At 43.3% G+C, this 21903-nt stretch carries 22 protein-coding genes and 1 pseudogene; 6 read left to right on the top strand and 17 right to left on the bottom strand.

Annotation, left to right across the window (positions count from 1 at the left end):
• Positions 1-15: 15 nt before the first annotated feature.
• Both ACP7A0_RS09120 and ACP7A0_RS09115 read right to left on the bottom strand, forming a co-directional pair.
• Positions 16-450, bottom strand: coding sequence for a DUF86 domain-containing protein (locus ACP7A0_RS09120; protein ID WP_375566278.1), 435 nt, complete (start codon positions 448-450; stop codon positions 16-18).
• 19 nt (positions 451-469) lie between these two features.
• On the bottom strand, positions 470-745 hold the full coding sequence (locus ACP7A0_RS09115; protein WP_003213192.1) for a YutD family protein: 276 nt from the start codon (positions 743-745) through the stop codon (positions 470-472).
• Positions 746-865: 120 nt separating this feature from the next.
• On the opposite strand from ACP7A0_RS09115, the gene ACP7A0_RS09110 reads away from it, so the two are divergent.
• Positions 866-1501 carry a YhcN/YlaJ family sporulation lipoprotein gene (locus tag ACP7A0_RS09110; RefSeq protein ID WP_034659879.1) on the top strand — a complete coding sequence of 212 codons (636 nt, stop codon included), beginning with the start codon at positions 866-868 and terminating at the stop codon, positions 1499-1501.
• A gap of 39 nt (positions 1502-1540) precedes the next feature.
• On the opposite strand, the gene lipA is transcribed toward ACP7A0_RS09110, so the two are convergent.
• A complete protein-coding gene (gene lipA, locus ACP7A0_RS09105; RefSeq protein WP_034660686.1) occupies positions 1541-2437 on the bottom strand; it encodes a lipoyl synthase in 897 nt (298 codons plus the stop codon).
• A 327-nt stretch (positions 2438-2764) separates the two neighbouring features.
• Here lipA and ACP7A0_RS09100 point away from each other — a divergent pair, with 327 nt between their 5' ends.
• Complete coding sequence (locus ACP7A0_RS09100) at positions 2765-3709, top strand: M23 family metallopeptidase (RefSeq protein ID WP_223250433.1); 945 nt, start codon at positions 2765-2767, stop codon at positions 3707-3709.
• Between the two features lie 35 nt (positions 3710-3744).
• On the opposite strand, the gene yunB is transcribed toward ACP7A0_RS09100, so the two are convergent.
• From yunB to ACP7A0_RS09080, 4 genes are all read right to left on the bottom strand, one after another.
• Complete coding sequence (gene yunB, locus ACP7A0_RS09095; protein ID WP_034282711.1) at positions 3745-4509, bottom strand: sporulation protein YunB; 765 nt, start codon at positions 4507-4509, stop codon at positions 3745-3747.
• A gap of 76 nt (positions 4510-4585) precedes the next feature.
• A complete protein-coding gene (locus tag ACP7A0_RS09090; RefSeq protein WP_034659881.1) occupies positions 4586-4891 on the bottom strand; it encodes a YunC family protein in 306 nt (101 codons plus the stop codon).
• Positions 4892-4958: 67 nt separating this feature from the next.
• The gene (locus tag ACP7A0_RS09085; RefSeq protein WP_106036540.1) at positions 4959-6332 is read right to left on the bottom strand and encodes a bifunctional metallophosphatase/5'-nucleotidase; all 1374 of its coding nucleotides are present in this window, start codon (positions 6330-6332) and stop codon (positions 4959-4961) included.
• Positions 6333-6393: 61 nt separating this feature from the next.
• Positions 6394-7245, bottom strand: a complete 852-nt coding sequence (locus tag ACP7A0_RS09080; protein WP_106071449.1) for a DUF72 domain-containing protein — start codon at positions 7243-7245, stop codon at positions 6394-6396.
• Positions 7246-7566: 321 nt separating this feature from the next.
• On the opposite strand from ACP7A0_RS09080, the gene ACP7A0_RS09075 reads away from it, so the two are divergent.
• Positions 7567-8727, top strand: a complete 1161-nt coding sequence (locus ACP7A0_RS09075) for a PucR family transcriptional regulator (protein ID WP_060597245.1) — start codon at positions 7567-7569, stop codon at positions 8725-8727.
• A gap of 60 nt (positions 8728-8787) precedes the next feature.
• Positions 8788-8919: pseudogene (locus tag ACP7A0_RS09070) on the top strand (oxalate decarboxylase); the annotation flags it as partial.
• 67 nt (positions 8920-8986) lie between these two features.
• Here ACP7A0_RS09070 and ACP7A0_RS09065 read toward each other — a convergent pair.
• Positions 8987-10177 (bottom strand): MFS transporter, encoded by a 1191-nt coding sequence (locus tag ACP7A0_RS09065; protein ID WP_060597247.1) that lies wholly within the window; start codon positions 10175-10177, stop codon positions 8987-8989.
• Positions 10178-10334: 157 nt separating this feature from the next.
• Positions 10335-11570 (bottom strand): pyridoxal-phosphate-dependent aminotransferase family protein, encoded by a 1236-nt coding sequence (locus tag ACP7A0_RS09060; RefSeq protein WP_066031736.1) that lies wholly within the window; start codon positions 11568-11570, stop codon positions 10335-10337.
• 169 nt (positions 11571-11739) lie between these two features.
• Between ACP7A0_RS09060 and ACP7A0_RS09055 the strand changes: the two genes are divergently transcribed.
• Complete coding sequence (locus ACP7A0_RS09055; protein WP_106071448.1) at positions 11740-12618, top strand: endonuclease I family protein; 879 nt, start codon at positions 11740-11742, stop codon at positions 12616-12618.
• 15 nt (positions 12619-12633) lie between these two features.
• On the opposite strand, the gene ACP7A0_RS09050 is transcribed toward ACP7A0_RS09055, so the two are convergent.
• The 8 genes from ACP7A0_RS09050 to ACP7A0_RS09015 all read right to left on the bottom strand — a co-directional run bounded on the left by ACP7A0_RS09050 (position 12634) and on the right by ACP7A0_RS09015 (position 20416).
• Complete coding sequence (locus ACP7A0_RS09050; RefSeq protein ID WP_066030439.1) at positions 12634-13377, bottom strand: IucA/IucC family C-terminal-domain containing protein; 744 nt, start codon at positions 13375-13377, stop codon at positions 12634-12636.
• A gap of 21 nt (positions 13378-13398) precedes the next feature.
• Positions 13399-14436, bottom strand: coding sequence for a FecCD family ABC transporter permease (locus tag ACP7A0_RS09045; protein ID WP_106071446.1), 1038 nt, complete (start codon positions 14434-14436; stop codon positions 13399-13401).
• Complete coding sequence (locus tag ACP7A0_RS09040) at positions 14429-15445, bottom strand: FecCD family ABC transporter permease (RefSeq protein ID WP_106071445.1); 1017 nt, start codon at positions 15443-15445, stop codon at positions 14429-14431. The genes ACP7A0_RS09045 and ACP7A0_RS09040 overlap by 8 nt, the downstream gene beginning before the upstream one ends.
• Positions 15446-15515: 70 nt before the next feature.
• Entirely contained in the window at positions 15516-16469 is a 954-nt protein-coding gene (locus tag ACP7A0_RS09035) for an ABC transporter substrate-binding protein (protein ID WP_106071444.1), read from the bottom strand.
• 139 nt (positions 16470-16608) lie between these two features.
• On the bottom strand, positions 16609-17517 hold the full coding sequence (locus ACP7A0_RS09030; RefSeq protein WP_375566285.1) for an alpha/beta fold hydrolase: 909 nt from the start codon (positions 17515-17517) through the stop codon (positions 16609-16611).
• Positions 17518-17960: 443 nt separating this feature from the next.
• Positions 17961-18389, bottom strand: coding sequence for a phosphate-starvation-inducible protein PsiE (gene psiE, locus ACP7A0_RS09025; RefSeq protein WP_375566286.1), 429 nt, complete (start codon positions 18387-18389; stop codon positions 17961-17963).
• A gap of 37 nt (positions 18390-18426) precedes the next feature.
• Positions 18427-19734: a HAMP domain-containing sensor histidine kinase gene (locus tag ACP7A0_RS09020; protein WP_375566288.1), complete on the bottom strand. Its 1308-nt coding sequence runs from the start codon at positions 19732-19734 to the stop codon at positions 18427-18429.
• Positions 19721-20416 carry a response regulator transcription factor gene (locus ACP7A0_RS09015; protein ID WP_375566290.1) on the bottom strand — a complete coding sequence of 232 codons (696 nt, stop codon included), beginning with the start codon at positions 20414-20416 and terminating at the stop codon, positions 19721-19723. Before ACP7A0_RS09015 ends, ACP7A0_RS09020 begins: the two co-directional genes overlap by 14 nt.
• 252 nt (positions 20417-20668) lie before the next feature.
• Between ACP7A0_RS09015 and ACP7A0_RS09010 the strand changes: the two genes are divergently transcribed.
• A complete protein-coding gene (locus ACP7A0_RS09010) occupies positions 20669-21868 on the top strand; it encodes a DUF418 domain-containing protein (RefSeq protein ID WP_375566292.1) in 1200 nt (399 codons plus the stop codon).
• Positions 21869-21903: the final 35 nt, after the last annotated feature.

Below are 21903 nucleotides of genomic sequence, written 5' to 3'. Positions count from 1 at the left end.
CACAACTCCAATGGATTATTTAAACGCTGATACTGGGCCAAGCTCCTGCTCCAAGTAGGTACGGATGCGGCTTGGGAAAACCTCTAGCGCATGCTCAACCTCGCTGATCACCTGCAGCAAGTCGTGATGAACCACTTCCTGGTATTGCTGCACAAGTGTTTTACGACACGAGACAAGCTTTTTCAGCTGACTGCCTTCCTCTTCGGGTACAACCTTTTCATCAACAAGAATATCCATGATGTCATCATAGCTTCCTGGATCACGCATAATAAAGCCGTCAATCATATCATTTCCCGTATCAAGAATACATTCGACGAGCAAATGAACAATTCGTTCCAGCGCTTTTTTCTCTAGTGGACTTGTCCATGTTTGATGACTGCGCATCAACTCATATTGCTCCTCGAAAAAACGTAATATCTCTTCAATTTTTTTTCTGTCTACGAAATACATCATGACGCTCCCCTTTGCGTTATTTTCTGATTCGTTTTAAGACAAAATAGGCACAGCCAAAATTACAGTATTCATAAATGTATTCATCGAGTGTGCTGATTTTTGTATCAAATGTGGCCTTTTGGTTTTGGTCATCAAAGAACCCCTTCAGTCTCAGCTGATTGTAGCCCCAGTCCCCCACAATATAATCGTACTTATTTAAAATATCTGAGTACCTTGCTTTAAACGCTTCTTCATCAAAACCGTCTTTAATATCTCTTACAAGATCAAAAGTAGCATTCTGAATGACGATCATCTTCTCACCTCTTTTTAAACGATCCATCTTTAATGATAATTCATTGGAAGAACTCCATCAATTGCTAAAGCATGTTTTTTCCGTTTTAGCCGAAGCTAAAGAAAAAAGGAGGTCACATTTATGAAGAAACAACTGACAGCCGCGATTCTCCTCAGCATGCTTTTAGGCGGGTGCGGCTTTCAATCAGGTATGAACCGGCAAGTGGATGAAGATTCTTCAAGTAAAACCATCCGTCTATCGGATCGTCATGAAGGAAATAATTCCAACATGCCAGAAGCAGACACAAACAGAGCAGGATATGTTCGTTATCAGCGCCAGCAAGTAACGGATCAGAAAGAAAGAACACCTGCTTTAAATCGCGAGCATCTTGCCCACGTCATTACAAGTTTAACTGTGCAGCTCCCAAACATCAAAGATGCAGCCACACTTGTGACAGATGAGGATGCACTGATTGTATATCGAACAGGAAACAAAAACCGGGATGAATCTGCCGATCAAGTAAAGAAAACGGCGGTTTCTGTACTCCCTCGTTATTATCATGTATACGTCTCTGATAATCCAGAGCACTTTCAATCCATTGCCAATTTTTCACGTCTTCAAACCAATTCACGTGATTTTGATCAAATTTTAACCAAAACGATTCAACAAATGAAATATTCCCCTCAAGGTGGAGATATTTCTACGAAAGAAGATGCCAATGGTATGACGAATTCTGACCGTACCATGAGAAGAAACGCCCCTTACGGCCAAAATTAATATGAGAAAAAACGCCAGAGATCTCTGGCGTTTTCTTTGTTATGCTTGCGCCTGACGCTTTTTAGACGCTTCGTTTACTTGTTCATCTGCATGGTAGGAAGAGCGCACAAGCGGTCCAGCTTCACAATGGCTAAAGCCTTTTGACATCGCAATTTCTTTCAGCTCTGCAAACTCATCCGGATGGTAGTATTTTTGAACTTTCAAATGCTTTTTCGAAGGTTGTAAATACTGACCAATCGCCATAATATCCACGTTGCTCGCAAGAAGATCATCCATGACTTCAATGATTTCTTCCTTCGTTTCACCTAGTCCAATCATAATGCTTGATTTCGTTGGAATGTCGGGCTGCATTTCTTTTGCGCGGCGCAAGAATTCTAATGAACGATCATATGTAGCACGTGCACGAACCCTTGGCGTTAATCTGCGAACTGTTTCAATATTGTGATTTAAAATATCAGGACGTGTGTCCATTAACGTCTTCAAATTATCGTAATTGCCGCCCATGTCTGAAGGGAGAACTTCAATTGTCGTGAATGGGCTTTTTCTTCTAATGGCACGAACGGTTTCAGCAAACACACCTGCTCCGCCATCCTTTTGATCATCCCTTGCTACCGCTGTTATGACAGCGTGCTTTAAGTTCATTAAGGCTACTGAATCTGCCACGCGTTCTGGCTCTTGCAGGTCAAGCTCAGTTGGAAGTCCTGTTTTCACCGCACAGAAACGGCATGCGCGCGTACAAACAGATCCAAGGATCATAAATGTAGCGGTTCTTCTCACCGCCCAGCATTCATGGATATTCGGACATTTTGCTTCCTCACAAACGGTATTCAGGTTGTTTTCCCGCATCATTTTTTTCAAACCGGTATAGTTTTCATTCGTATTCAGCTTAATTTTAAGCCAGTCCGGTTTTCTTACGTGCTCTTCCTTCTTTGCCAATTCCATCATCTCCATATGAATTCGTTAAAGGTGCATCTACAAAAATCTTCCTGCTATATACGATGGATGCAGCTAAGAAGCTGCAAAAAATTGAATCTTCGGCCTAAAGCCTTTTCTTTAGACACTTTAACATAGTACAGATTGAACAACAAGGGAATGAGCTGCAAAAATACCCAAAAGCCTCCTAAAAAAATCAGAAGAAAATTACTAACATTTTCTTCTTATGAAATAGGATGATCTAACCACACTAAACGGTAGAAGACGATGCTTGATGAAAGGAGATGGACGTTTGTGAAAGTGGTTTTAGCCATCATGATCGCTCTTTCAATGCTTCCTTTACCTGTTCATGCACAAGGGGAAGGCAAGCAGCCAGATGTACTGAAGCAGCGAATGGCACTATACGAAAAAGTCGCCATCACGACACAAGTTCCATGGTATGTACTTGCTGCGGTTGATCAGTATGAGCACAATATTCGAAAAAGCAGAAGAGATTTACCGAAACAAAAAGGCATCATTGGTATCTACATTCCCCGGGAAATGTGGATCGGCCCTGAAAACCCGAATAAGCAGGATACCTCTCCTTTAAGCATTAAAGTGTTTGATGGAATTGGACTTGATGGAAACGGGGATGGAAAAGCGAACAGCGATGACGATGAGGATGTATTATTCACGTTTGCTCAATACTTGCTTCATTACGGCAGCAGCATTGATCAATTAAAAATTGCTTTATGGGACTATTATGGCCGAGATCAAACCGTTGGAATCATTTCATCTTTTATGAAGCTATATCAGCACTATGGCCATCTTGACCTCGGAAAGCATGCTTTCCCTCTTCCGGTTGGAGCTGACTACAGCTACCGGAGCACATGGGGAGATGCAAGAGGATTTGGAGGCAGAAGAATTCACGAGGGCACGGATTTATTTGCCCATTATGGACTTCCCGTTCGTGCGACATCGTATGGCGTGATTGAAATGAAAGGCTGGAACCGCTTTGGCGGCTGGCGGATTGGTATTCGAGATATTCATAATCATTATCATTACTTCGCTCATTTAAATGGCTTTGCAAAAGGACTCAAAACAGGTCAAATTGTTGAACCCGGACAGGTCATTGGATCTGTCGGAAGCTCCGGTTATGGCCCCCCAGGCACAGCAGGAAAATTTCCGCCGCATCTTCACTATGGCATGTATAAAGACAACGGCAGAACTGAATGGTCATTTGATCCATACCCTCATTTAAGGGCGTGGGAAAGAGCTGAGCGGAAACGCAAATAAAAAAACAGCCCAATCATTCCTTGGGCTGTTTTTCATTATTCTTTCTTCTCCTTTTTCTCTGGGAGAACAATCGATGGAGCGCCTGAGTTTGTTCCACTGCCGTTATAATAATCTGGTACGTCCCCTTGAACGGCTTGTATGGAGACGGGAACTGAGTTCTTGACCACGATTGTTTCAGATGCAAACGGGATGATGACTCTCACCTTGACCTCGATCAGAACACTAATATCAATCAAGGCATTGTTGATGCCATAGGGCTTAATATTTTTTTCAACGTCCGTATGCGGGTCACCAATGACACTAAAGCGTACAGGCACTTTTGGCCCTAGATTGGCGATGAGTGCATTTCCAGACGCTTGCCCAAGCGGAATGTTATATATAATGCCGTCATGTCCATCTGTTTGATCCTTTAACGCTTCTTTTGCCTCTTTTTGAAAGTTCCCCTTTTCAATGTCCTCTAAATTTTTTTGAAGATGACGTGACAGATCAGCCATTGCTTTCGATGTTGCCTGCGCATTAAAATCGATGGTCGTTACTTTTCCGTTCTCACTTGTATTCATGACCACCATATCCTTCATATTCTCCTGATCGTCTGCAAAGTCTTGAACAGAATATTGAATCAGATGATTGGCGATACGCTCTGTTTCTAGTTCAGCAATGTGAATAAGGGTTGGTTTAATTGAACGGTTAATAAAAAATAGACTAATGACGGTTGAGAGTACAAAGAATAAGATTGCAAGCAGCATGACGTATCGAAATGGCAAAGGGCCCTTTTTATAGGGGCGATAACGGCGGTTCATTCTCAATAAAAAATCCCCCCTTCTCCACTACAAGTGTATGCAGACAGGCGGGGGGATAGGAATCATCTATCCATTTTTATTTCACCATTTTTAATAATGCGTCTCTTCCATTGGTTCCAGCTGTAATGCCTAGCGCTTCTGCGGCGTATGTCACAGATTCTAAAGGGGCATCAAGCAATTGCTCAATGGTCCTCACACCAACTGCTCTCCCTGCGATAATTCCTCTATCTGCAAGCTTTTCATTTAAGAGCCCGACATCCAGTGCACCGCACATAATATACCCATGTTCATTTGTCACCGCCATAAAATTCGTCTTCGGCAGTTTAACGGTGACGGCTGTAAAGGAATGTCCATCAATTTTAATAGGTGTTAAATTCACCAAATCCCTTCACTCCTCTCATCACAATCTATGTGACAAGAGGGCGAGTGTTGTTAGGCTAAAGCGGATTTCATGTGGTTTCCTTCAGGCGCCAAGTAAGCACATCACGTAAAAATTCCGGCATGAAATATTCAATGTGTTCATGGTCACGGATATGAGGAAATAGAGAGCCTAATGTATACATATCGACTGTGCCAACCGTATAGGAAGCGTCCTTTTTGATCAATTGATCATGTACAAAGACATCCTTTACCCGTTTGGTTTCGCCTTCTTCTACTGTAAAGGTGAGGCCGCTATACAGCATTTTCCCCATCAGCTCACCTCTAAAGCCGAAGCCCTTGATGCGCAGCTGTTCCATTTTTTCTTCACAGGCACGCCGAACGGTTTCGATGAGCTGTTGACCGGTAAGCGTCACCCGAATGGGATTAATGGGATGCGGGCAGATTCGGTGGACTTCTTCTCTTGTCACGATTCCTGCCTCTAATGAATCAAGCACCATACCTGCATTCATCATGCCGATATCTGCCCCGCACCAATCTTTAATGGCATCTGTTAAGAGCTGCGGAAGCGGGGATTCATCAAACCACTTCGTTTCTAACCTTGACTCAATCGCTGTTACTTTTTCCTGCATGAGGGCTTTGGCTCTTCTTTCTGCTTGCTGTAAGGTAGTGATGGCTTCATCTGATTCACTGATCAGCTGATCCACTGACTGCACCGTTGCTTTTTTCTCGATCAGCTCTTTGCGCGCTATGTCAATTGTCAGCTCGACACAGCCAATATAATGCCCATACTTTTCAGCGCATGCAAGCAGCACCCCATTGTTCATTTCACCCTGTTCTAACAAATGATGCGTGTGCGAGCCTAGGATGATGTCGATGTCAGGGAAATCACGGGCGACCTCCCGATCATGGATGATACCAAGATGGGATAAGAGCACAATGACATCCGCCTGTCCCTTCACTTCCTGCAGCATGACCCGTATGCTGTCAAACGGATCTGTAATGTCCCAGCCCAGCTTTTCATAGACGGGTGTATACGCAATGGTCACGCCTAAGAGACATATTTTCAGTCCGTTTTCCATTTGGATCATATGATAGGGCTTTGCCCACGATGGCCTTTTGCCTTTCTCAAATAAATTAGACAGGACCACTGGAAATTGTGCATGCTCGTACAATTGATCCAGCTGATCATGAGGCAGCGTAATGCCTTCATTATTCCCAATCGTGACCCCGTTATAGCCAAGCTGATTGAGGAGCTTGACGTTTACCTTTCCATAATCAGCTTCTGACACAAGGTTCACTCGGTCCATATGGTCGCCAATATCAAACAAGAGCATCTGATCGTGAACTTGACGCTTTTCTTCAATATAAGCTGCGATTTTTGGCCAGTTCTCAAAGTGGCTGTGCAAGTCGTTTGTATGATATAACCATAGCTTCTGCAGCATGTTGATCTCTCCCTCAAGTTGTCACTGAACCGTCATTCAGGTTGAAAGCCGCAGCTCTCAATTAACTAAATAAATCTAACTGCTTCGGAGAAAGGCTTGAATACGTAATATCCAGCAAATCAATCATCTGCTGGCCATTCGCCGCTGCATCTCCGCCGGAGTTATTATTAAACACGACATAGACATCTTTTGATTGCTGATGCAGAATGTCGAGATTCTTTTTCCACTCTTTTAATTCAGCTTCATTATATAAATATAAGTATCGCACTTCACGCCAATTCTCATGGTCTGCTGGGTGAAGCCAGCCCTGTTTATTTCTTCCGTGAAAACGGACCAATGTTTTATCACGGTGCGTAGCTTGTATGACTGACGGAATGGAACCTTCTCCAACTTGCGGCTCATCACAAACAGAATGAATCCATCCTTCTTTTTCCATAAAGGACAAGGTCTGCTCATAAAATTCATCTGAGAACCATGTGCGGTTACGGAATTCGAGGGCACATGGAATGTCACCCATCTTCTCTTTACACCATCTTAAATAGTGGACGTGCTCTTTTTTGCAATCAAACCATGGTGGAAATTGAAACAGAACCATGGCTAGTTTCCCTTCACGAATGAGCGGAGTCAATGAAAGAATAAATGCGTCAAACATCTCTTCCTTCGAAGCAAACGGAATTTCTCCCCTCTGATGCCCGGTCATTCCTTGATATGCTTTCACGACAAATTGAAAGGTATCTGGCGTATCCTTGATCCACTTTTCATGATTACGCTCAGGCTGAACCGCATAAAAGCTGGCATCCAGCTCCACAATGGGAAACGTTGATGAATAGTGAAACAGCTTTTGAGCGCTGCCGATTTTCGGCGGATAAAGACTGTCATGGTCTCCCCAGCCAGTTAATCCGATATAAATCATGTTTCTCACCTCTTGCCACTCTCATGTATAGACGGCTTCCTCACATGAAAGCCTTTTTCTCTTGTGATACCCATATTTCTGAAAGAAATTCTTCTGTCTACAACATATCATATTTGCCCGTAATTCTGAATGAAGATGACTGACGGTACGTGATTTTGTCCTGACGCTCTGTTTGTTTGTGATATTAGTTGACAACTTTCTATCTAAAATGATTTGAGCTGATAACATAAATTGCATATCAGAGAAGTTACCAGTGATTGTCCATTTATTTATTCATCTTCACCAAGAGCTTTAGTTCTCAATAAAGGAGACTTAGTGGATATGAACATAGACGATAACCAGTTTGAAGCATTGCAAAAAATCGCCGAAAGGATTCTCAAGCCTGTCTATTTGTGTAACCAGCATGGACGTATTCTCTGCAACTCGCACACCATGATCACGAGCCCAGATTGGATTCGCATTCTCCCCTTTTTCCAAAGAAGGACACCCCATTATTTTTCGATGATATATGCGAAGCAAACCTTTTCCGTCTTTCCGATTGATCTAACCGAACAAACATGTGAGTATGTGGTCATCCCTTCCTTCATTCCTCCGCTGGATGAAACACTGCAAGTCTTCATTGCACAAGCAGTAAACGAAATCTCAATTGCGCGAATGAGACAATATACTGCCCAGCAAACGGCCAAGCGTGCCAGAAATGAAGGGTTTCGCAGATGGATAGAGGGTGCATCGTATTCTCAGCAAGACGCTGCATACATTGCGAAGACGTTTGGATTAAACGTAGAAAACAGCTATCTATGTATGATCTGTCAGCTTGATCATTGTCATGAAACCACTCATTTTTTGAACCAGCAACTGATGTTAGATCAAGTCGTTGATCTACTTGACAGCGCACTTCCAAGCTCTCCTTTTCCTTCCTTTCTGTTTGTCAAAGGTGATATGGGCATTGTATTAATGGAAGAGACAGGAAGTTGGTCAGAGATGAGTGGCAGACTCCTCTCTTTTTTGAAACAGTTGCAGATGCTCGTTAGCATACAAGCGAATCACACCATTTCCTTTGGCGTGAGCTTGACTAGTTGTCGCATCACCCATCTGTCTGAGGGCTACAGTGAAGCATTAGAGGCTCTTCAAGCCGGACATCTCTCGTCGCAGGCGGAATATATTCAGTTCTATCAGGCAAAGGATGTGCCAGATTTATTGAAGCTTATTCCAAGAAAGGATTTAGTCACGTTTCACCAGATGCACCTTCACCCGTTATATGAAGCTGGTCAAAACCTCCTCCACACCTTATCTGTCTATTTAGAAACGCATTGCCACATCTCAGAAACAGCGAAACGTTTGTCTATTCATCGCAACACGGTCATTTATCGATTGGAGAAGTGTGAGGAGCTGCTTCGGATCAGCTTAAAAGACCCTGAAGCTACATTAAGGCTGCGCTTAGCATTACGTATTCAGATGCTTCTCTCACACCATCCTGATTGAATGTTTTCTGCCGAAGCTTCATATAGTTTGGAGGAGAAAAGTGATACACGAGGAGGCAAAAATCGCTTTGCAGATATTTCGTTGAATCAGTGGATGGCCTTAACCCCTCCTCAATTAGTGAAAGAGCATTTACATGTAGATGATGCCATGATTCGTGCGCTTCATAAAGAAAAATCACCTGTCGTTACATAGTAAAAGGTGATGACCATTATAATAAAACCGATCAATCTGTGCTGATCGGTTTTTTTATAAACAAATTTTAAGAAATTGCAGAAGTATGCTGCACTTTTTTCCCCCACACGATGGATGCAATGAAGCTTATGCAAAGCACTAGTGTTCCGAGCATAAAAGGAAACTCAATATTCACATCAAATAGTATGCCCGCAAGGCTCGGCCCGACGATATTGGCAAGGCTCATAAAGGATGTATTGAGACCGCCCGCTACTCCTTGCTGATTACCTGCCATTTTGGACAGCAATGTATTGAGAGCTGGACGAACAAATGAAGTAGCCGACAAAAATAAAATAGAGCCTGTAAAGATCAGCCAAAAGGACGGCGCAAAACGGCAGACGATGAGCATCAAAGCCGCTCCTAGCAGTGCATAACGCACGACGCGCATTTCACCAAATCGTTTCACACAGGCATTCACCAACGCACCTTGGACAAGCACGCCAGCAAGACCCGCAACCGTAATCACAAACGCAATATCCTTCGGTGTAAATCCATGTTTTTGGTCTACATATAAGCCGAAAATCGATTCAAAGTGAATAATGCCAAAATTGAGGACAAACGCCAATATAAACAAAAAACCGTAGGATGTCTTTAAAGCTTGCATCATTTGCACAAAAGGGTTGAAATGAATGTCTTTGTTTAACCGCGCTTCTTCCTGCTTTTCCTTTGTTAAAGTTTCAGGTAAAAACAGGATGGATAACAGGGTAGAAAGAGCTGCAAAGGAACCTGCGATGAGAAAAGGAAAAGCGATCCCATACTCGACCAAATAGCCGCCTACGCCTGGTCCAATAACAAAGCCTAACGTCATTGCTGCACTAAATAGCCCCATTCCTTTCCCTCGGTCCTTCTCACTTGTGATATCAGCAATGTATGCAAACATGGCTGGCATGAGTAAAGCTCCGGCCGCACCGCCTAAAAAACGTGATACAAACAGCATCCACAGCTGATCAGCAAATGCAAAAATAAACTGGGCAATGGTAAAGCCGGCAATCCCGGCAATGATCAATTTTCTACGTCCAAATCGATCGGTCAGTGCGCCTGCAACCGGCGATAAAGCAAATTGTGTAAGACCTGTTGCAGCGACAAGAAAACCGAGTGTTTTTCCTGTTGCGCCAAAGGCTTCAATATAACTTGGCATGACAGGGACAATGAGGCCAAAGCCAAGCATGGCAATAAAAATATTGAGCATCAAAATGTATAATCTGCCCATTTTCTTCATATCAAAAAACCTCTTTCTGCAAAATAAATGAAAATGATGTCAAAAACTCAGAACTTCTTCAGTATAGCGATATCACTGTCTATAAGTCTAGTTTTTCAAAAATTAGTTTTCTTTTCCAATTAAAAAATACCCGCAAATAGCGAGTATCCGTATGACTTTATTCACCTTGTTCATAGATAGAAAGAGCCGCCTGAAGCCCTGCTCCGCAATGGATGGATGCACCGTGTTTGATTAGAATCGCTTCCAGCCCTGCTAACACAAACAGCACGTTTTCTTTTCTGCAGCTATAGCCCATTGTGCCAATTCTCCATATACGTCCGGCTAGCGGTCCAAAGGAGCTTGCGATTTCAATGCCAAAATGCTTAAGCAGATCGGCACGTACCGCTTCTCCATCAATACCACTTGGAATCTCAATACATGTCACAACTGGCATTTTACAATGTGGATCACCGAACAATTCAAGTCCCATCGCTTCAAGACCTTTCATCAAGGCTTTCTCGTGATATGCGTGCCTTTGAAAACGCTCAGACAGTCCTTCTTCCAGCACAACACGAACCCCTTCACGAAGTGCATAGAGCATCGTTGTCGCTTCTGTATGATGATTTAATCGTCTAGGGCTCCAATAATCCTGGAGCTGGCTGAGATCAAAGTAATTGCTTTTAATTGGAGAAATATCCATTTGCTCCTGCAATTCATCCTGTGTCGCAATTCCCTTTTCCACTTTCTTTCTCGATTCAACGACAGCTGCCACCCGGTCATTATACGTGATAGGTGACATGCCTGATGGAACAGACAAGCACTTCTGCGTACCGCCAATCGCCGCATCAATCTTCCATTCGTCCACTTTCACCTGGGCCCCGCCAATGGTTGCTACAGCGTCTACAATGAACAGTGCATCGAGTTCTCGGCACGCTTCACCAATTTGCTCAAGCGGCTGCAACCGCCCCGTGGATGTTTCACCATGGACCATCGCAACGATTCTAGGCTTGACCTGCTTCATTTCCTGAATGATATCGCTAGGATCAAAAACCGTTCCCCATCCACATTCCATTGTATGTACCTCAGCACCATAGCGCTGTCCTATTTCAATGAGCAGATGACCGAAGCGGCCAAAGACAGGCACAAGCATTGAATCACCCGGCTCAATGACACTGGCAAGCACAGCTTCAAGCCCTGAACGAGACGTGCCGTCAATCGGAAAAGCCCATTCATTTTCTGTTTGGAAAAGCGACCGCAATAAGGTCATCGTTTCATTCATGATATGTGTAAATGCTGGATCAAATTGACCGAGAATTGGGGTACTCATCACACGGAGCACTCTCGGGTCTACTTCAACAGGTCCTGGTGTCATAATCGTTCTTGAAGGTATTTGCAGTTCTTTCACGTTATCCATCCTCTCCCTCGCTGTCGTCCTATATGCCCACTTATACAGCAATGCTGTTAAAATAGCAATCTCATTTCCTACGAATTCATTACATAACATTTACGATAAATCCATTTATTTCTTTCTGACAATATGATAGAAATAAAGAGAATACATTCCCTATTAAGGAGGAAATCGAATGAAGAGAACCTTATTTGGAACTGTGGCTGCCGGAATCATGATATTCGGCACGTTAGCCGCCCCGCTGCCTCCAGCTGCGAAAGCTCAAAGCTTTACTCTGAATAAACCGAGCCAAACCATCACATTTTCCCCGTTACAGCTTCAAAACGAAACATCTGCACAACAAGCGAAAACAGCCGCTACAAGTCAAATCGATTCCTATTATCAATCTGCTAATGGCAAATCAGGACCCGCTCTAAAGAAAGCTTTACACGATATTATTGATGATCATAAGCAGCTATCCTACAGCCAAGTTTGGGATGCCTTAAAGAAAACAGATGAAGATCCAAAGAATCCAAGCAATGTGCTCTTGCTCTATAGCGGTGTCTCTCGCTCAAAGCAAGCGAATGGCGGAAATGTTGGCCAGTGGAACCGGGAGCATGTCTGGGCTAAGTCACACGGCAACTTTGGGACAAGCCAGGGCCCCGGTACAGATCTCCATCATCTGCGGGCAACAGACGTGCAAACGAATAGCACACGTGGAAATTTAGATTTTGATCTGGGCGGAAATGAATACAAGGGGGCACCGGGTAATTTCTACGACAGCGACTCATTCGAACCTCATAGCCGGGTGAAAGGGGATGTGGCAAGAATGCTCTTTTATATGGCAGTGCGGTACGAGGGCGATGACCGCTTTCCAGATTTAGAATTAAACGACAAAGTGAATAATGGAAGCGCCCCTCTCCATGGCAAAATGTCCGTACTTCTCAAGTGGCACAAACAAGATCCAGTCGATCAAATCGAACGGAACCGCAACGAGATCATTTATGAAACGTATCAGAACAACCGCAATCCCTTTATCGATCACCCAGAATGGGCAGGCGCGATTTGGGAATAAAAAAGAAGGGCACTGCTATGAGCAAGCAGTGCCTTTCTTTTTTTCAAGCGGACAGACAAGACAATAATCGAGACTCTCCGATTTTTTCTCGAGCTTATAATACATACAGCAGGTCTTTCGGTCGGATGTTTCTAGTAAACTGTCATCTAAGTTTAAGCTGTGATGAAATGGATTTTGTTTTGCTCCGAATACATCACCAGCCGCTTGCTTCAGATACAGATAATCCTCCCGCACGCGCTGCTTCACCGCAGGCTCTTCGGCTTCCCGCATCATGCTGCGATAAAGAGAATTGATACGAACCGCTATATTCTCCCACAAAATGGTATACGGAAGTCTTGAAGTGCGCTTCAGCACGTCTAAAAGAGGGGTAACACACTCCGTAAACAGCGCATGCACAGCCTGCTCTCTCCATTCATGCCGATCTCCTTCTAGTGGAACAAACGAACACAAAGACTCATCAATTTCAATTTTCCGATCCTCTCTAAAGGCACATGCCTCCGGTGAAAACTGATAGACACCGTCATACAGCGTCATCATGTACAAAGAGGAACTGACGGCTAAGTAGGCATAACGCTTTGAAAACATCGACGCTGCTACCGCCACATTCGGTGCATGCATGGCTTCCTTTTCAGCCTCTAATAAACGCAGGACAGATGCTTCTGAAAAAAGCGCAGCAAGTGTGCGGTCAGATGTCATTGGTCCATTTGTGATGTGTACCCCGAAATCAAGTAATTCTCTCTCAACCCACTCTGGCCTCATATCAAAACCTCCATCTTTCGTTTATCGATTTCGCTGCTGGTATAACAAATAAATAAAGAACGGTGCACCAATTGCAGCCGTGAATACACCTGCTGGTACATCTAACGGTAGAAAAGCCGTTCTAGCTACTAAATCTGCCAGCATCACGAGAATACTCCCAACAAGCGCAGATGCCGGCACCAGCGCAATGAAGGAGCGGCCGATGATCATCCGTGCGACATGCGGCGCCATCAGTCCAACAAATTCAATGCCGCCTGCAAAGGCAACAGCAATCCCCGCTAATATCACACTCATCAGCAGAAAGAATAACCGTTTTGCCTGCACTTTTACCCCGAGACCTGTTGCGAGATCATCTCCAAGCTCCTTCACATTCATCGTTCTTGCTAACACCATGACAATCGGTAAAATGATCATGACCCAAGGAAGCATCGACGTGACGTCCTTCATCGTAGAACCATATAAACTGCCCGTCAGCCAAATATATGACTTTGTCGTCGTCATCGTATCACTAAGAACAAGAGTAAATGTCACACACGCCTTCATAATGGCAGAAATCCCGATGCCCATTAGGACAAGTGTGATCGGCTTAACCCCTTTTTTCCATGAAAGCAAATAAATCAGACACGAAACAGCAAAAGCCCCTGCAATCGCCCATAAGGATTGATACGCAATAGGCACAGTGCCCATCCAAAAAACAATAAACATAATCGCACCGAACGAAGCACCACTCGTAATCCCAATGATGTCAGGCGATGCAAGCGGATTGCGGATTAATCCTTGCAAAATAAGCCCTGATACCGCAAGCGCGGCCCCCACTAAGACAGCCAGCAGTGTTCTTGGAATCCTCAGCGTATTGAGCACAAAGGTGTTTCCCTCTCCCTGACCGATTAAATGAAGCAGCACATCCATCGGCTGAATAAACCGGCTGCCCATACAGAGACTGAGAATAAATAATCCAAAAGCAACGGCCGTCAATAAAAGTAAAATCAAAAACGTCCGCTTTGAAAATTGAAATGATATGCGTCCGCCCTTTGAACGCACTGTATATGTTTTAGCCACCTGTCTTCAACCCCTTGCGCACGAGATAAACAAATAGAGGCGCTCCTGCTACCGCCGTCATGACACCAATCGGCACTTCCTGCGGCATGATCAGAAAACGAGCCGCAAGGTCTGCGACAAGTAAAAGCGATGCCCCCACAACGGCACAATACGGCAGTACCCAGCGGTGGTCAGGTCCAACAAGCTTTTTCACAATATGCGGCACTAGAAAACCAACAAACCCAATCGATCCTGCGACAGCGACGGAACCACCCGCTAAAAAGACGACGAGAACTCCCATCGTGATTTTCAGCACCAGCGTACGCTGGCCAAGTCCCTTCGCAATATCATCTCCTGACAAAAGGACATTGATGGAGCGTCCAAGAAGCAGCGCCACAACTGTTGCACCTAAAATATAAGGCAAAACAGGCAGCAGCATATCAATGCTTCTTCCAGACACTGAACCCGCCATCCAGAACAGGATGCTTTGAATCGACTGTTCATTCACGATTAAAAGACCTTGTGTAAAGGACGAAAACAGTGCAGATATCGCCGCACCTGCAAGGACAATTTTGACCGGTGTCAATCCATCTCTTCCAATAGAGCCCAAAAGAAAAACGAGCATCCCTGCAATCGCAGCACCTAAAAAGGCTGTCCACATATAGCCTGTTAATGACTCTGTTGAAAAGAAAACAATCGAAATGACGATAAAAAATAGTCCACCTGCATTAATGCCTAACAAATCTGGCGCCGCAAGCGGATTTCTCGTTAATGCCTGCATCAGTGCACCTGAGATGGCTAGACTTGATCCAACAACTGTTGCAATTAAAGCTCTTGATAATCTGGATGTCATGACAATGACACTGTTTGGATCCGATTCATCAAAATGAAGAAACGCATGGATGGTGGCTTTGAGGGAAATAGAGGTTTGCCCAAGAGAAATGCTGAGCATAAAAAAGACCAACATCAATACGACGAATCCAGCAAACAGCAGCGCCTTGCTCGAATCCTTTTTTAATAAACTTCTCATCTGATTCCCGCTTTCAATCTGTTATGGAAAAAGGAGAAAATGGTTTTTCACATTTTCTCCTCTGCTATCCTTATTTATCAATTCCGAGACGATCATAAATATCATCAAGCATCATGTTTGCAGCGATCATACCGCCACCCATGTTCCAAGTGATTTCATCCACTTTATGCACTTGTTTCGCTTTCACTGCGTCAAGCTGCTTCCATAAAGGATGACTCGTCCACTCTTTATATGCTTTTTCAACCGCTTTATCCTGATCATCCATGAAGTAATAGATCACATCTGCATCCATTTGCGGAATGCTCTCTTTGTCTGTCAGTGTAATGATGTCTTGCTTTTTATCTTTGACATTCTTAGGTCCTTCAAAGCCTAGCTCTGTTAAAATGGACCCTGCGAATCCAGTTTGATAGATTCTAGCATGATCTGCCCGGAAGTTCACTACAGACACACTCATTGGCCAGTTTTTGATGTCTTTTTTCGCTTTTTCTTTGAAATCAGCGACACGATCATCCCACTTCGTTAGCAATTCTTTTGATTTGTCTTGCTGATTTAACGCTTCACCCATTAATTTCACTGTATCTTTAAAAGTGAATACTGTTTCTGTTGCTACAGTTGGAGCGATTTCTTTCAGCTGATCAAAAATTTCCTCGTGGCGGATTTTTGATGCAATGATCAAATCTGGGTTAAGCTTTTCAATTTCCTCTAAGTTTGGCTGAGTTTCCTGCCCAACAATTTTGACATCTTTTAAGTCATCTCTTAAATATTTATACGTAGGTGCTTCAAGCCATGATTCAACAACACCCACTGGTTTAATGTCCATAGCGACTGCTGCATCGGTTGCTCCTTGGTACAGCGTCACCACACGTTTAGGCGATCCTTTTATTTCAGTTGAACCGATAGCGCTTTCAACGGTTCTTGTTTTTTCTTTATTAGCTGACTTGCCTTCACTGTTATTGTTCCCGCAAGCTGCAAGTAAAACGATGGAGAGCACAACTATTAGCGACCAAAAAGATTTTTTGAACATGTACCTCACCTATCCATTCTATATGTAGTCATATCGTTTGATAACGATTCTCATTATCACACTATGATTTTATCATAGAAAAGGATGGTGTCAATGTAAATTTTTAAGAAAAAGGGAGAGTGTTGACTAGTTGTTCATACTAAATAGAACGATTCCACATTTGGATGGTCTTTCCAATATGTTTTCCTGCTTCTAGTAACACCGACAAATGGGTATATCCATCCAGCACTTCATAGACTGATTGTTGTTTGATCTCTTCATGTGGTAGCTCATGATAGGCAGGAAATTTTTCTATATCATACAGCTCATCCTCGCTGCCTACTAACATCGCATAGGGCCGATCCATCATCGCAAATTGTTTTTTAGGTGCAGACGGGGTTAAAGCAAGTGATAGATTGACGGTGATGGCTGTCAATAGAAGCGGATCCTGCTCGACTGCCCATGCTGGATAATGAAAACGCACGGCTTCAGAATGACTCATCAGCAACCCTTTTGTCATGGCAGACAAAACGAATTTCCATACTTGAACGGTCGCAAAAGGAATTTGATCAGGTCTTGCAGTGTCTGATTGATAGCCAAATTCAGGTGCAATAAAAAAGTAGCCATCAACTTCTCTTTTTTTCGGCCAAGATATGTAGTTTAGCAGTAATCCTGCTCCAGATGAATGCCCGCAAAGATAAACAGCTCCCTTATGCTGCTGTTTGACCGCATCCACAAACTGCGAAATATCTTGCCACACATCTGTGATACTAGGTGTATCACCCTTTTTTCCATCAGAATGGCCGTGACCTCTTAAATCGATTAAAAACGTATTCACTTGAAAATCATGCTGAAGCGTATAGGCGATATGCTCGTAACCAGCCAAACTATGAGCACCACCGCCATGAATCAAGATCACATTGGCCTGCGTCTTCTCTTCTGATAAAAATGGATAATACGCAAGGCTTGTGCCGTCGTGTGATGAAATGAATTGTCTTTCTGGAATATGGACAGGGGCTGCCTGCTGCATACTTGTAAATGAGAATGGTTCGTTCTTGATGTCTGTCAATTTCTCCGCTCCTTCAAACAGAAACGAGAATGGCCAGCCGCGCTAGTCATCTTCATTCCTATATCCTAATGAGTGATATTTCGAAATAAGAATAATTTACTTTCAGTGAAAATAAGGATCGTACTCATATACTGACGGTTCGGTGCTTTGGAAATGGGCACAATTCTCGTCAGAACGAGCAGTTGTTCAACTAGAATATTTCGTAAAAAAACAACCTGATCGAACCATGTTCATAGAATGATGAATATGAATGGAAAGAAAAGGCTTCTAAAGCATACCATAAGAATCCGTCCATCAGGTAAACCACTTTTGAATATCCCTGTTTCTTCTTGCGATCACTCATCACTACAACATCTTAATGTACTACTTTAAAGATGGAATGTTCACCTCCTCAATACCAATACATGAAAAAAAGACGAACGGTCAGCGTTCGTCTTCTTCCCTCACTTCACTTCTTCATGCTCCTGAACTGCATGTCGTTTACTGGCGATAAAGAGTGCAACGGTCATAGCTAGAATGGTCAGCGCCCACCAGAAGGTCGATACAGCCTCTTCATGATCGATGATAATCAAACGGATGACGGCTGTGATGCCAATGTAAATAAAATAGCGAAGCGGAAAATGAAAGTTTGATTTAAAGTACTTAATAATTAAGGCAATAAACTCAAAGTACATAAAGAAGATCAGCAGCTCACCAAGCATTTCATAATAGCTGTCTCCTTTGTTGACCACATTCTTGTAGACAAATTGGACAATATACCAAGTTTCACTAATTAAGAGGACGCTTAAAGCAATGGCCAGAAAGAACAGACAGATATTCAGAAGGCCTTGCAAGAGATCGGGTACCTTATGGAAGTTGTTGAATCGTTTCATTAGATTGTCTCTCCATTCCATGTTATTCATTTGTCATCTATATTTTGATGTGCCAGAATCGCAGCACGATGTAGTAAATATCGTTCTTTTCCATCCTTTCAAACTGCCCGTGCATGCGGGACATCATTCGTTTTATGCTTCGTTCACCAAGTCCAGTGCTTTCCTGTGTGTCATTTGTCTCTTTTATCGCATTGCTGACGTGGATCTCAAAGATTTCTTGATCGGATAGAAACGTAAGATTGATATCTTTTTTCGGATCGGCGTATTTCAGTATGTTCGACATCAGATTATCAAACACTCGGCCCAGCTCCTCGACATTCACATTGATATAGCTGTCTGGCAGCTCTCCTAAAAGATGAACCTTGAATGTCTCTTGCTGCAAGATCGCCACCTGATCTGATAAGAGATCGTAAATGACCTCTTTGACTGCAACGGTCTCAAGCTCAGGTTCATGTTCTTTATCAAGTAGAAAATAGGCAAACAGATTATCAGACAGATTTTTCAATTGCAGTGCTTTCTCATAAGCACTTGCTATATATTGATCTTTACGGGGGTCCGCTCCAGCCTCCTCTTTTTTCGCAAACTCCAGGTTCATCATGAGCGACGTCAGCGGTGTCCTCATATCATGTGACATTTCAGTAACCAAGCTGCGGCTCTCTTCTTGCAGCTCGTCGATGGCTTGAAGCTTGTCCAGAAAAGCTTTTCGAAGATCCTCAATACTTTTGGCAATCATGGCTAATTCATCATGCCCTTTTACCGTCATCTCATAGTCCAGCTCGCCGCCTTCAAGAATATGAATGTCTTGGTGAATCGTTTGCAGATAGCGTAAACTTTTGCGAATGCCAAGCAGAACAATGAGGAGAAAAATAAGCGTCGCCCCGAGCAGCTCGAGTGTAAAGGCAAGATCGTGGTAACGAGATGAATAGAAACCATCCACCATGACGCGGCCTTCACCGTCGCTAAACTGAACTGGATACGAATGATGCTCAGCGTACTGGGTCACCTTTTCTTTTCCGTACGCCGATTCATCAGCAGCCGAATAGATGGAGTCATATTGCAGCACTTCATCCTTGAAGATGGTCAAATTAATGTAATTCTCTTTTTTCACCCACTCCCCAAACGCTTGTCGATCTGTTGAAGACAGCTTATTCTCAGAAACATAACGACTGAATTTTTGAATATATTTAGCTGACTCCTCCTCGTAATACTCGTCCGAACTCAAGTATCCGTCAATGAGCTCATTGGTGATCTTTTGCAGCGTCATAAAAACAAGACCGCTCACAATGGCAGCCGCCAAAATCAGCAATGCCAGCTTTTTAGCTAGCGTATATTTACGATGTGCCAAATCGGTATCCTCTTCCCCATTCCGTTTTAATATATACAGGGCGAGCTGGATCATCTTCAATTTTGGCACGCAGCTTTCGAATATGCACCATCACCGTATTGTTAGAACAATAGAAATAAGGCTGTCCCCACACGCTCTCATAAATATTTTGGGCTGAAAAGATTTTGTTTCGCCTGCTCATCAGCAGCTTGAGCACACGATATTCTAAATCAGACAGCTTGATTTGCTGACTTTCTTTCCACACTTCATTAAATTCTTCGCTCACCCTCAGCTTGCCCCCAACAAGAAAAGTTTCTTCCTGTTCCTTCTTTTCCTGATAGACGGTATACCTGCGTAATTGTGCAATGACTCTAGCATGGAGCTCCTCTTCTGAAAAAGGTTTTGTCATATAATCATCCCCGCCGGCAAGTAAGCCTTCGGTTTTATCGAATGTACTTGATTTGGCTGTCAGAAATAGAATCGGAACATTAGAAGAGGCTCTCATCTGCTGGCACGTTTCGATACCTGATATACCTGGCATCATCACATCCAAAATCACCAAATCGAGCGAATCGTCCACAAGTTTCAATGCTTGCTCGCCATTCATCGCTCTCAGCACCTCATATCCAGCACGTGTAAGGGATTCCTGCAAAAGGTCTCCAATATCTTGATCATCTTCTACGATTAATATTCGATGCGTCATGTCTCTCTCACCTCATGATACGTGATGTACTTTCTTTTATGTCTTTACTATATATCATCTAGCTATGTGAAAAGATACAGCATAAATCTTAACAGTTTATGAATATGACCATCTGCCATCAATTTGTCACATTCATTTTCAAAAAATTGGATCTTCATAAATTGTTAAGAATTGGGTCGTATATTGATTCATTGTAAGGATCGATGTGTTGATCCGAATGACATTTATCATAACAAGAAAAGGAGCATGGATATGAATGCAAACAAAGTAGCACACGCGATGAATTTGAAGGATCGAGTTCATTTCTTAGACATCGTAAGAGGATTCGCCTTAATGGGAATTATTCTGGTCAATTACTTTTTAATCGTGGATTCGGCGAAGGGGTTCGATATGGAATCAAATGATGTCTTTCACAACTTGGTGAATTGGTTTGCCTCAGGGAAATTCATTACGTTGTTCTCCTTCCTATTCGGGGTTGGTTTTATGATTTTTATGGATCGCGCTGCCCAAAAGGTGGACAGTCCGAACAAGCTGTTTGCCCGCAGGTTAACCATTCTCTTAGGGTTTGGCCTTCTGCATTTAACTTTTGTTTGGATTGGTGATATTTTGGCCTATTATGCAGTCACTGGCTTTTTATTGCTTTTCTTTTACAAACGCACAGCCAAAACCATCCGAAACTGGCTGATCACACTCTTTGTGATTCAATTGCTCACACCCTTTTTCACGATGCTGCTCAATTCCATCAGTACAGGATCATCAGGCAAGCCCGATTTTGCTGATTTCGAGCTGAACAGCCACAACAGTCTGAATTATTTAGCATCCATCGGAGACAGGTGGGCTGATATGGTGACGATGGCTTCCAGTTCATTTTTCACTGTCTATTCTATGTTCTTCATGTTTTTACTTGGTGTGTATTTTGTGAAAATGGAGTTTTTCAAAAACATGGAGGCGAAAAAAGCAATTTGGAATCGCATTTGGATCATTTGTACAATCGCTTTTCTCATCACCCAAGGCAGTACGATCATTACGGCGGTCAATCCTTTTGAAAATGCACTCTGGGTGAACATTGCCACTGCCCTGGAACAAAACGTGGGATTAACTGGCAGTATGTTTTATATGAGTACACTTGCGATGCTATTTCTACACGTTCCTCAGCTGCGAGGTGCTTTAATGGTCTTTACCAAAGTCGGACGGATGTCCCTGACCTGTTATTTGCTTCACTCGATCATTGGAACCATGCTATTTCTAAAGTATGGAGCGGGGCTTGCCGATCATCTTCAGCCTGCTGGTACGTTCTTCATGGCTATTGGCGTGTATGTCTTCCTTGTGCTTTTCAGTACGTTATGGTTAAAACGGTTTAAGTACGGACCGATGGAATTTATTTGGCGTCAGCTGACGTATGGAAAGGTACATGATAAACCGAAAACCAATACATTCACTGCGGCGAAGTAACTCACCGTGATAAAAACAGATAAGAAAAAGGCGAA

It is taken from the genome of Bacillus sp. DWP3-1 (genome assembly GCF_049896565.1).
GTDB lineage: Bacteria > Bacillota > Bacilli > Bacillales > Bacillaceae > Bacillus.
This window is presented reverse-complemented; position numbering and strand designations above follow the sequence as displayed.